Raw genomic sequence first — 10,996 nt, forward strand, 5'->3', positions numbered from 1 at the left:
GCCGGCGCCCCCGGCGGACGGGCGGCCGAGTGGAGCGCGCTCGCCGACCGCCTGGTGGCCGACACCGCCGCCCGCTGCCTCCACCCCTCCGGCCGCTGGCAGCGCTCCCCCGAGGACCCCGGCCTGGACGGCGCCCTGCTGCTGCCCCCGTTGCGCGGCGCCGTCCCCGCCGACGACCCGCGCACCCGCGCCACGCTCCGCGCCTACGTCGACGAGCTCACCGAGGACCACTACGCCTACCGCTTCCGCCACGGCGACCAGCCGCTGGAGGAGGCCGAAGGGGCCTTCCTACTCTGCGGCTTCGTCACCGCCCTGGCCGAGCACCAGCAGGGCCGCGAGGCGTCCGCCTTCCGCTGGTTCGAACGCAACCGCGCCGCCTGCGGCCCCGCCGGCCTCTACTCGGAGGAGTACGACGTCGCCCAGCACCAGCTCCGCGGCAACCTCCCGCAGGCGTTCGTCCACGCCCTGATGCTGGAGTGCGCGGCCCGCCTCGCCGGGCCCTGGGGCGGGCCCTGACCCGACCGGGCCATGTCTCCTCGTCCCCTGCGGACGGACTCCCGGCGCCCGCCCGCCCGGTTTCGCCGGACGGATCCGTGGCACCCGCGTCATGCCGCCGTGAACGGCGGCCGTGGTGGACGGGAGGAACGGAGGCACATCATGGCGGCGAGTGCGGGACCGGGCGGCGCGCCGTGGCCCGAGGCGGCCGGACGGCTCTGGCGGGACGTGTCCGGGCTGGTCCGCGCGGAGGCCGGGGGCCCCGGCGGTCCGCTGACCGCGGCGGTCGGCCGGGCGCGCGTCGCCGGGACCGCGATGGCGCTGAGCGGCGCCCTCGGCGCGCTCTCCCTCGTCTCCGCCCACCAGGCCCTGTTGCGGACCGCCGAGCGGGTCCTGCCGCCGCCCCGGGCGGCCTGGGCCCTAGCGGCCGGCTACGCCGGGGCCGCCGTCGGCCTCACCCGGCTGCGGCGCTCCGCCTCGCGCGCCGCCCGGCGGTCCTCCGTGGAGGCCGCGGAGCTGGTGCTGACGGAACTGGCCGCGTCGGACGCGTGACCCGGCGGCCGTCGGTCGTCTGACGTGGGTCGTCTGACGAGGGTCGTCGGGCGTCTGCCGCCGGTCGGCAGTCGTCAGTCTTGGCGGACGACGCAGAGCGCCCAGATGACGAGCGCGCACGCCGCCATCACGACGATCGACCACAGCGGGAAGTAGGGCAGGGACAGGAAGTTGGCGATCAGGATGAGCGTCGCGATGAAGACGCCCAGCACCCGGGCCCACGGGGAGACCTTGAACAGGCCGACGCCGACCATGATGGCCGCGATGCCGAGGAAGAGGTGGACCCATCCCCAGCCGGCCACGTTGAACTTGTAGACGTAGTCGGGCGCGTTGACGTACACGGAGTCGTGGACGATCGCCGAGACGCCCCTGAGCACGTTCAGGAACCCGTCGATCAGGAGCATCACCGCGGCGAAGATGGTCAGCCCGGCGGCGACCGTCGTGGACCGGTCGGTCTGGTGATGCGGGGAGTGCGGGTGCGACGAGGAGTGCGACATGGTCTTCCTCCTGTGAATGCGGCGGCGGATGAGTCCGGCCCAGGCGTCCAGGGGGCTTTCACGGGCCCCCGGCCCCGCGCTTTTTCCGCGCGGGGTGGGGCGACCGACGGTGACCGCTCCCTCCCATCGTCACCACGCCGCGCCGTAGATCGCACCTCGGCTCGCGACAGGCGCGTTTCCGCCGGTCACGAGCCCAGGGGCGGCCACCGGAACGCCGGCCGCCCGCGCTAGGGTGCGCCGGATGAGTCTCTATATCGTCGTCGGATTCGGGCCCGGCGGAGCGGCCGCCGCCCGGCTGCTGGCCGAGCAGGGCCACGAGGTACGCGTCGTCACCCGGTCCGGCCGCGCACCCGAACCCGGCATCGAGCACCTCGCCCTGGACGCGGCGGACGGAGCGCGGCTCGCCGAGGCCGCGCGCGGCGCCACCGCGATCCTCGGCTGCGCCGCGCCGCCCTACCACCGCTGGACGAAGGAGTGGCCGGCGCTGACCGCGTCGCTCGCCGGGGCGGCCGAGGCGACCGGGGCCGTCCTGGTCATGCTGGGCAACCTCTACGGCTACGGCCCGGTCGACGGGCCCCTGACCGAGGACCTGCCGCTCGCGGCGACGGGCCCCAAGGGGCGGGTGCGCGCCGCCGCGTGGGAGCGGCTCCGGGCCCTGCACGAGCAGGGGCGCGTCCGGGCGGCCGAGGTGCGGGCCTCCGACTTCTTCGGGCCCGGCGTCACCGACGGCGGCCACCTGGCGGCGCGCTTCGTGCCCCCGCTGCTGCGCGGCAAGGCGGTCACCGCGCTGGGCGACCCCGACGCCCCGCACAGCTGGAGCTACCTCCCCGACGTGGCCAGGGCCCTGGTGGAGGCCGCGGGCGAGGAGCGGGCCTGGGGGCGCGCCTGGCACGTTCCGACGGAACCCCCGCTGTCCGTCCGGGAGATGGCGGACCGCCTCGCCGCGGCGGCCGGGACGGCACCGGTCGCCGTCCGCGCGATGCCGCCGGCCGTCCTCGGCGTCGCCTCGCTGTTCTCCCCGCTGCTGCGGGAACTGAAGGAGGTCCGCTACCAGTTCGACCGCCCCTTCGTCGTCGACTCCGGCGCCTACCAGGCCGCGTTCACGGTCCGCGCCACGCCCGTCGACGAGCAGGCCGGGGCGACGGTCGCGTGGTGGCGGGAGCGCCTGGCCGCCCACGGCTGACCGCGCGCCCGTCCGCCGTGTGGCGCGCGGGCGCGGCACCGGCCGCGGAACCAGCCCCTCGCGCGCCGCACACAGAGAAGCGAACGTTCACGCTTTGCCGCGAATCCGAATGGATGCCGGGATTTCGCACGGGGCCGGGGGCATGGGCCGGACATCCGATTCCGGAAGGAGATGGGTGACATGGCGATGGATCCCGACACCGGGCTCCAGGGAATCGACCCGGCCACCTGGGAGCAACTGGCCCGGTCCGCCAATGAACTGAAGGAGGAGGGCCGGCCCGACATCACAGCCGACGAGCTGAAACAGCTCTACGTCGCGGAAGCTCAGCGCGTCGAGGACAAGGGCGAGGAACCGCCCGCGGTCATTGAGCGGGTGTCGGGTGAGGCCGACAAGTGGGACCCCTGGGAAGTGCGGGTCATCGGGCCGCTGAGCGTCTACGGAGGCATCGAGTTCTCCGGCGGCTCGGACTGGACGGTCCGCGCCGAAGTGGGCATCAAGCTGTCCGGCAAGGTGATCTGGAAAGAGGGGTTCCACCTCACCTCGAAGATGAACAGCATCACGTGGGAGAAGACCTTCGCGGTGGTCTCCGGAAAGCTCACCGTCGGCATCTACGGCAACGACAAGTGCCTCTGGGTGAGCGGTGAGGCCTGCTACTGGTGGGGCAAGTGGCACTGCGCCGGCTTCAACGAGAAGATCGGCTGCTTTGGCTGACGCGCCGGTCCCTCCGGGGCCGCCGGGCCCCCTTCCCGGGCGAGGGGAAGGGGGCCCGGCTTGTCACCGGCTCGGGTCAGCGGACGAACTTCCAGGTGATCCCGTTCACCACGCCCCGGTCGAGCGGCGCGAGTTTCCCAAACGCCGTCTGGCTGAGGTCGATGTGCGTCCGGTCGCAGGACGGACACTTGTCCCGGACCGGAACGCGTATGGTCTTGCCGTTGTAGGAGACCTCCACCGAAACGCCTCTGCACAGCGGGTCGTTGTTCGGGTTCGGGGTGGTCCACCACGCGGCGGGTATCGCCACCAGATCCTGCGACGAGGCGTCGATCGGCGTCCCGCAGGCGCCGTAACCCCGGTCGTTGTAATAGGTCATCTTGCCGGTCATCTTCTGGCCGATCGGAATGTCGGCCGACGCCGGTCCCGCGGCCAGGGCGATACCCGTGACGGCGGCGGCCACCGTGCAGGCGGCGAAACGCATTCGCCTGAATTTGCGCATGGTGATGTTCCTCCTGAGGCAGGGGAATACGACACGCGGAGCCGGGGTCGGAAAGGCGGTCGTCGACTCGGGCTCCGGCTTCGGGACCCATGGATTTCACGGTCCCCGGTGTCCCCGCAACCCCCGTCGGCCTCAGTTGTCCGGAACCGAGTGCTCTATGCAGCCAGTTGGGCCGGAACACCGTAGCTTCCGGCCGAAAACACACCGGAACACCCGGGCGCGGCGAAACACCCGGGTACGGTGAGACATCAGGGCACGACGGACGCCGCAGCCGGCCGGGGACTTACCGGGCCTTACGCCCGTCCGCCGCGCGGCGCCGACTCGGGAGGAAGGCGGACGGAGAGCAGGCACACGTCGTCCCGCTGCTCGTCGGGGAGCAGCCGGGCGAGCAGCGCGTCGAGGGAGCCGGAGCCGCCCCGCGCGGACACGTTCCCGACGGCCTCGGCGAGCCGGTCGAGGCCGGTGTCGAGGTGCTCGCCGGGGCGCTCGATCAGCCCGTCGGTGTACATCAGCAGGTGGTCGCCGGGCTCGATCCGGCAGGTGGCCTCGCCGTAGGAGGGCCGCAGGGTCGCGCCGAGCAGCACACCCTCCGGCGGCGTCAGGTACTCCGGCTTGCCCTGCCGCACCAGGAGCGGCGGCGGGTGACCGGCCTGGGCCCAGGTCAGGCAGCGCTCGGCGGGGTCGTACCGGCCGAGGACCAGGGTGGCCGTGGCGTGCCCGTCAGGGGTGTGCAGCAGCAGCGTGTTGAGCCGGTGCAGGGCGCCGGTCAGGGAGGAGCCGGTGAACACCATCCCCTTCGCGGTGAAGCGCAGTTGCGCCATGGTGGCCACCGCGTCGATGCCGTGCCCGGCGACGTCCCCGACGGCGAAGAGGACGCACCCGTCGGGCATCTCGACGGCGCTGTACCAGTCGCCGCCCACGCTGAGGTCGTCGTGCGACGGCAGGTAGACGACGTCGACCCGGAGGTCCGCGAGGTTCAGCGACTGGGTCGGCAGCGGCAGCAGAGCGTGCTGGAGCCGCGCCGCCACCAGGCGTTCGGCCTGGAGCACGTTGCGCTGGGCGAGCACCGCCTGCTGGGACTCCAGCAGGGCCAGTTCGGCGCGGCGCCGGGCGGTGAGGTCCATGATGACGCCGTGCACCTCGACGGGCGTGCCGTCGGCGTCCCGCACCGTCTCGGCGACGATCCGCAGGTGCTTGACGCCGGACGCCGTCGCGAACCGGAACAGGTGGTCCATGGGCATCCCGTCGCCGAGGAGCGCCTGCACGGCCCGGGCGAAGTCCGGCAGGTCCTCGGGCAGCAGGTGGCGCGGCATCTCGTCGAGGCCCATCGGCCCCAGCGACGGGTCGCGGCCCAGGATGTCGTAGACCTGCGGCGACCAGGTGGCGGTGCCGGTGGCCAGGTCCCAGTCCGTCCAGCCGAGGTTGCCCAGCCGCTGGAGGTCGGCGAGCAGCTCCTGCTGCCGGGCCTCCGTGTCGTGGCCGGTCCAGCTGACGACGAGCGAGCCGCCCAGGCGCGCCACCCGCACCGAGTAGACGGACTGCCGGCGGACGCCCGCGACGACCTCCTCGTAGGCGAACGGCTCGCTCTGGTACGGCCGCCCGGTCTCCAGGGTGCGCAGGTAGCCCTGCCAGACGGCCGATCCCGCCATGGTGGGGTAGCACTCCAGGACGCGCAGGCCGACGAGTTGGCGGCCGCGCCGGCCGGTGACGTCGACGGAGCGCGGCGCGGCGGCGTCGATCCGGAAGTCCTCGACCTCGCCCGTCGCCGACCGGACGGGGGTGAGCAGGGCCGCCGGTTCCATGAGCGCGTCGAAGACCGCCTGGGCCGGTTCCGTGACCGCCGGGACGGGCCGGCGGGCCGGGGTGCCGCACATGCGCAGGCTCCCCGCGCAGAGCCGCGCCACCGCCCGCAGCAGGTCCCGGACGGCGGGGTCGAAGGGGGCGTCGACGGTGCGGAGGACGCCCAGGGCCGCGGTGACCGCGCCGCCGGTGACCACCGGGAGCCAGGCCCGGCTGGGCCACCGGCGGGCCGGCTCGCCGATCAGGTGGTACCGCAGCGCGTCCCGCTCGGGGTCCTCCAGCCAGACGGCCTCGCCCCGGCGGACGACGTCCTGCGCGGCGATGCCGCTGACGGGCGGCACGGACCGCCACTGGGCGGCGACGGCGGCCCCGGTGCCGGCGTGGCCCCCCAGCTCCAGCACGCCGTCCGGGCGGCCGAGGAAGATCATCACGGCGTCGGCGCGCACCGGCGCCCCCGCCAGCTGGTCCAGCAGCGTCCCGGCGAGCTCGGGCAGGCCGGAGACGCGGGCCAGGGCCTGGCCGACGGCGCCCAGGACCTCCTCGTGCGTCCGGTGCCCGGCGGGCCGCGGGAGGGCGCCGCGGGCGTACCGCGCGGGGTCGAACACCGAGCCGCCGCCTTCGGGCTCCTCCGGCCCCTCCCGACCCGGGGGCCTCCGGGCGGCGGGGACGCCGCCGCCCTGCGGCAGGTCGCCGAGGACGATCCAGCACTCCTCCATCAGCGTCCGGCCGGCGGTGCGCGCCCGCCGCGTCAGCTGCTCGTAGGCCGCCGGGGCGGAGCAGTGGGAGCGCGCCATCAGCACACCCTTGGCGCGTTCCAGCACGGCCGTGGTGGACGCCAGGTGCTCCAGCCGCTCGTTCTCCGCCCGTAGCCTGGCCACCACCTTCGCCAGTGCGGCGACGTCGGGTTCGACGCCGGACTTCTCGTCCTGGACAGACTCGCTCGTCACGTGCCGAGCATGGCACAGACGGCCGCCGCCCGGCCCGTCGCCGCACATCAGGGCGAATGTCCGGCCGGACGTTCGGTTGGGGGAGCGGGCGCCGCCGTTCCGTCCATGCTCTCAGGAACCCCGGTTCCGTGGAAGGGAGTTCGAGTCGCCGGGGCCGGCGTTCGCGAGGGCCGGACCGAGTCGTGCGGGACCGGCAGAACCGGGTGAACGCCCCCGGCCGCTCCGCTACCGTGGACGGGGCGAACCGCTACAAGGCCCGCATGACGGCCACTTCGCCCTTCCGGGACACCTCCCACCACCGCCTTCGCTCGAGGGCCCGCCGGCACCGGCGGCCCCCGCGCATCCGACCTGCCCGGGACACGCCGGAGAGGACACGAATCGGTGAACGGATCCATGCGGGACAAGATCGCTCTCGTCACCGGCGCGGCCCGCGGCCAGGGCCGCGCGCACGTCGTGCGGCTGGCCCGCGAGGGCGCCGACGTGATCGCCGTCGACCTGTGCGGCCGGCTGCCCGGCGTCGCCTACGCCTCCCCGGTGCCCGAGGACCTGGACGAGACCGTCGCCCTCGGCGAGGCGCACGGCCGGCGGATCGTCCCCCTGGTCGCCGACGTCCGCGACCTCGCCGGGCTGCGGAAGGCCGTGGACGGAGCCGTGGAACGGCTCGGCCGGTTGGACGCCGTCGTGGCCAACGCGGGCATCTGCATCCCCTGCGCCTGGGACCGGGTCACCGAGGAGATCTTCCGGGACACCATGGACGTCAACGTGCGCGGCACCTGGAACACGGTGATGGCGGCCGCGCCGCACCTGGTGGCGGCGGGCGGCGGCTCCGTCGTGCTGATGAGCTCGTCGGCGGGGCTGAAGGTCCAGCCGTTCATGATCCCTTACACCGTCAGCAAGTTCGCGGTGCGCGGGATGGCGAAGGCCTTCGCCGCCGAGCTCGCCCGGTTCGGGATCCGGGTCAACAGCGTGCACCCGACCGGCGTCGACACCGCCATGGGCAGCCGGCCCATGCTCGCCAAGGTCGCCGAGGCGAGCATGGCCGACCCCCGGCTGCGCGGGATGCTGGTCAACATGCAGCCGGTGGACGGGATCGCGGCCGAGGACGTGGCCGAGGCCGTGCTGTTCCTGCTGTCGGACGCCTCCCGGCACGTCACCGCGCACGCCCTGGCGGTGGACGCGGGCGTCAGCGAGTTCTGAGCCACCTCTCGTAGACGGGCCGGTTCCGCCATGTCCCTCCACCGCCACCTCGTCGGCCGCGCCTGGGCCACCGGACCCCTGCGGTGGACGTTCGCCGACACCGCCCTCTACGCGCTCGGCGTCGGCGCCGGGGCCGACGACCCCGCCCGCGAACGGGAGTTCACCACGGAGAACTCCGCGGGCGTCACCCCGGCCGTGCTGCCGACCTTCGCCACCACCCTCGTCCCGCCGGGGGAGCGGCCCGCCCTCGGCGACTTCGACGTCACCCGGCTGCTGCACAGCCACCAGTCGCTGACGCTGCACGGCCCGCTGCCCGTAGAAGGGGCGGCGGTCACGGAGTCCCGGCTGACCGCGCTCCACGACCGGGGGAGCGCCGCGCTCGCGGTCATCGACTCCCGCTGCGCGGACGCGGCCACCGGCCGGCCGCTCGCCGACCTGCGGACCGGGCTGACCATCCGGCACGAAGGCGGCTTCGGCGGCGAGCCGGGCGAGGACGAGCCGTGGCGGCGGCCGGAGCGGGAGCCCGACCACACCGTCGGTTACCGCACCGCCCCCCACCAGGCCCTGCTCTACCGGCTCTGCGGCGACCGCAACCCGCTGCACTCCGACCCCGCCGTGGCCGCGCGGATCGGCCTCCTCAGGCCGCCGCTGCACGGGCTGTGCACCTTCGGGTTCGCCGGGCGGGCCCTGCTGCACGCGCTGTGCGGGGGCGACCCGGCCCGGTTCGGGACGGTGTCCGCCGCCTTCACCGCGCCCGTGCTGCCGGGCCGGGACCTGACCGTACGGATCTGGGAGACGGCCGGCGGGGCCCTGTTCGAGGTCCGCTCGCACGGGCGGGTGGTGCTGGGGCGGGGGCGGTTCGCCCCGCGCGGCGGCTAGGGGGTGTCTGACGGATCTCCGCGGGGAAGGAGCGGCGTCCGGTGCGTGCTCTCGGCGTGCCGGCCGGAAGCCCTCGTACTGGGCGTACGTGGGCTTTCGGCCGGTGCGGCGAGAGTGCGTGCCGGGCGTCGCGACGCCGCGGAGATCCGTCAGACACCCCCTAGGGGGTGTCCGTGTAGCGCTCGGCGTACCAGCGCACCGTGCTCCGCAGCCCGTCCGGCAGTCCGATCGACGGCCGCCAGCCGGTGGCGAACAGCCGCGTGACGTCCAGGAGTTTGCGCGGCGTCCCGTCCGGCCGGCTCGGGTCCCAGACGATCCGCCCGGTGTACCCGACCGCGTCGGCCACCATCCCGGCCAGCTCCGCGATGGAGAGGTCCCGGCCGGTGCCGACGTTGACCGGCGACGCGTCGTCGTAGTGCCGCAGCAGGTGCAGGCAGGCCGCCGCGAGGTCGTCGACGTGCAGGAACTCCCGGCGCGGTGTGCCCGTCCCCCAGACGACGACCTCCTCGGCGCCGGTCCGCGCCGCCTCGTGGAACCGTCGGACCAGCGCGGGGAGGACATGGGAACGGGTGGGGTGGAAGCTGTCCCCGGGGCCGTAGAGATTGGTGGGCATCACGGAGATCCACCGCCGGCCGTACTGCCTGCGGTACGAGCGCACCGCCACCACCCCGGCGATCTTGGCGATGGCGTAGGCGTCGTTGGTCTCCTCCAAAGGGCCGGTGAGCAGCGCGGACTCGGGGATGGGCTGCGGGCTGAGCTTGGGGTAGATGCACGACGAGCCGAGGAACAGCAGCCGGTCGACGCCCGCGGCGTGCGCGGCGGTGAACAGGTTGGTCTGGATCATGAGGTTGTCGGTGAGGAACTCGACCGGTTCCGCGTCGTTGGCGGCGATGCCGCCGACCCGGGCGGCGGCGTCGATCACCACGTCCGGGCGGACCGCGGCGAGAAGGGCGGACGCGGCCCGGGCGTCGGTCAGGTCCACGTCGGCGGAGGCGACGCCGACGACCGAGCCGAACCCCTCGGCCGCCAGCCGGCGGAGCAGGGCCGAGCCCACGAGGCCGGTGGCGCCCGCCACCAGTACGGTCGCGGACGGTGTGAGGAGGGTCATGGCTGCCTTTCCTCCGGAGCGGCGGACGGGCTCTCCTGCGGCGCGGCGCCGTGGGCGGCGAGCGGCGCGGGAAGGCCGGGGACGTCCAGGCCCCGGCAGTACAGGGCGCCCAGCAGGCGCGGCAGGGCGACCGGTTCGGGGGTGCCCCGGTGCCCCGAGGCGGCCACGAGCGGGGCCGCGACCCCCTCGGCGCGCAGCGTGTCCCGGAGCGGGCGGGCCAGCACCGGGTGCGGGCCGACCTCCACGAACGCCCGGACGCCCCGGGCCGCCAGCGCGGACACCGCCTGGGTGAAGCGGACGGGACGCCGGAGGTTGCGCGCCCAGTAGTCCGCGGTGCCGGAGTCGGACGTGGTTTCAGTGCCGGACGCGGTGCCGGGGTCGGACGTTGTGCCGGCGTCGGACTTGGTGCCGGTGTCGGACGACGTGCCGGTACCGGCACCGGGCGGCTCCGGGCCCGCGTCGACGGTCGACACCCAGGGGACGCGCGGTGCGGCCGGGGCCAGCCCGGCGAGCGCGGCGCGGAGTTCGGGCAGCACGCCGTCGACGAACGGACTGTGCGACGCCGCGTCGATCCGGATCGTCCGGCACCGCACCCCCTCCGCCTCCAGGGCGCCGACCAGCGCCCCCACCGCGTCCGCCGCCCCGGTGACCACCGTCTCCCGGGGCGCGCTGTGGGCGGCGACGACCACCGTTCCCGGGGTCGCCGCGCAGCGCTGTGCGACGGTGTGCCGGTCCAGGCCGACCGTGGCCATCGCCCCGCCGCGCGCCGCCCGGGCGAGCAGCCGGGAGCGGACGGCGACGACCCGGGCCGCCTCGGGGAGGGTGAGGACGCCCGCGACGTGGGCGGCGGCGACCTCGCCGAGGCTGTGCCCCACCACCGCGGCCGGCCGCAGCCCGAGCGACAGCAGCCAGCGGGCGGTGGCCACCTGCACCGCGAAGATGAGCGGCTGGACGACGTCCGGCCCCTCGTCCCCTCCGCCGGGCGGCCGGGCGAGCGGTCCGGTGACGCCGCCGGGCAGCAGCCCGTCGAGTTCGGCGAACACCCCGGCGGCCACGGGCGACCAGCGGGCCAGGGCGCGGCCCATGCCCGGCCACTGGCCGCCGTGCCCGCCGAAGCACCAGGCCGCC

At 75.0% G+C, this 10,996-nt stretch carries 11 protein-coding genes; 6 read left to right on the forward strand and 5 right to left on the reverse strand.

What is annotated here, in order from left to right:
- Nucleotides 1–516, forward strand: a 516-nt coding sequence (locus JNW98_RS32285; RefSeq protein WP_223771860.1) for a glycoside hydrolase family 15 protein, incomplete at its 5' end; no start/stop codon positions are given.
- 141 nt (nt 517–657) lie between these two features.
- Nucleotides 658–1,047 (forward strand): hypothetical protein, encoded by a 390-nt coding sequence (locus tag JNW98_RS32290; protein ID WP_223771861.1) that lies wholly within the window; start codon nt 658–660, stop codon nt 1,045–1,047.
- A 74-nt stretch (nt 1,048–1,121) separates the two neighbouring features.
- Here the strand turns inward: JNW98_RS32290 and JNW98_RS32295 are convergent, their stop codons facing one another.
- Nucleotides 1,122–1,544 (reverse strand): DUF7144 family membrane protein, encoded by a 423-nt coding sequence (locus tag JNW98_RS32295; RefSeq protein WP_223771862.1) that lies wholly within the window; start codon nt 1,542–1,544, stop codon nt 1,122–1,124.
- 241 nt (nt 1,545–1,785) lie between these two features.
- Here JNW98_RS32295 and JNW98_RS32300 point away from each other — a divergent pair, with 241 nt between their 5' ends.
- Nucleotides 1,786–2,727 (forward strand): NAD-dependent epimerase/dehydratase family protein, encoded by a 942-nt coding sequence (locus tag JNW98_RS32300; RefSeq protein WP_223771863.1) that lies wholly within the window; start codon nt 1,786–1,788, stop codon nt 2,725–2,727.
- Between the two features lie 180 nt (nt 2,728–2,907).
- Nucleotides 2,908–3,438, forward strand: coding sequence for a hypothetical protein (locus JNW98_RS32305; protein ID WP_223771864.1), 531 nt, complete (start codon nt 2,908–2,910; stop codon nt 3,436–3,438).
- A 76-nt stretch (nt 3,439–3,514) separates the two neighbouring features.
- Here the strand turns inward: JNW98_RS32305 and JNW98_RS32310 are convergent, their stop codons facing one another.
- Entirely contained in the window at nt 3,515–3,937 is a 423-nt protein-coding gene (locus tag JNW98_RS32310) for a cysteine/serine endopeptidase inhibitor (RefSeq protein WP_308015693.1), read from the reverse strand.
- A 293-nt stretch (nt 3,938–4,230) separates the two neighbouring features.
- Complete coding sequence (locus JNW98_RS32315; RefSeq protein ID WP_223771866.1) at nt 4,231–6,684, reverse strand: SpoIIE family protein phosphatase; 2,454 nt, start codon at nt 6,682–6,684, stop codon at nt 4,231–4,233.
- Nucleotides 6,685–7,065: 381 nt separating this feature from the next.
- Here JNW98_RS32315 and JNW98_RS32320 point away from each other — a divergent pair, with 381 nt between their 5' ends.
- On the forward strand, nt 7,066–7,881 hold the full coding sequence (locus JNW98_RS32320; RefSeq protein ID WP_223771867.1) for a mycofactocin-coupled SDR family oxidoreductase: 816 nt from the start codon (nt 7,066–7,068) through the stop codon (nt 7,879–7,881).
- A gap of 30 nt (nt 7,882–7,911) precedes the next feature.
- Nucleotides 7,912–8,760, forward strand: a complete 849-nt coding sequence (locus tag JNW98_RS32325) for a MaoC/PaaZ C-terminal domain-containing protein (RefSeq protein ID WP_223771868.1) — start codon at nt 7,912–7,914, stop codon at nt 8,758–8,760.
- Nucleotides 8,761–8,920: 160 nt separating this feature from the next.
- On the opposite strand, the gene JNW98_RS32330 is transcribed toward JNW98_RS32325, so the two are convergent.
- Entirely contained in the window at nt 8,921–9,868 is a 948-nt protein-coding gene (locus JNW98_RS32330) for a GDP-L-fucose synthase family protein (protein ID WP_223771869.1), read from the reverse strand.
- Nucleotides 9,865–10,996: acyltransferase domain-containing protein (locus JNW98_RS32335; RefSeq protein WP_223771870.1), on the reverse strand; the 1,132-nt coding region annotated here is incomplete at its 5' end. The genes JNW98_RS32330 and JNW98_RS32335, both read right to left, overlap by 4 nt.

Origin of the sequence: Streptomyces huiliensis (assembly GCF_020037025.1) — a bacterium.
In the GTDB taxonomy this organism is placed as follows: domain Bacteria; phylum Actinomycetota; class Actinomycetes; order Streptomycetales; family Streptomycetaceae; genus Streptomyces; species Streptomyces huiliensis.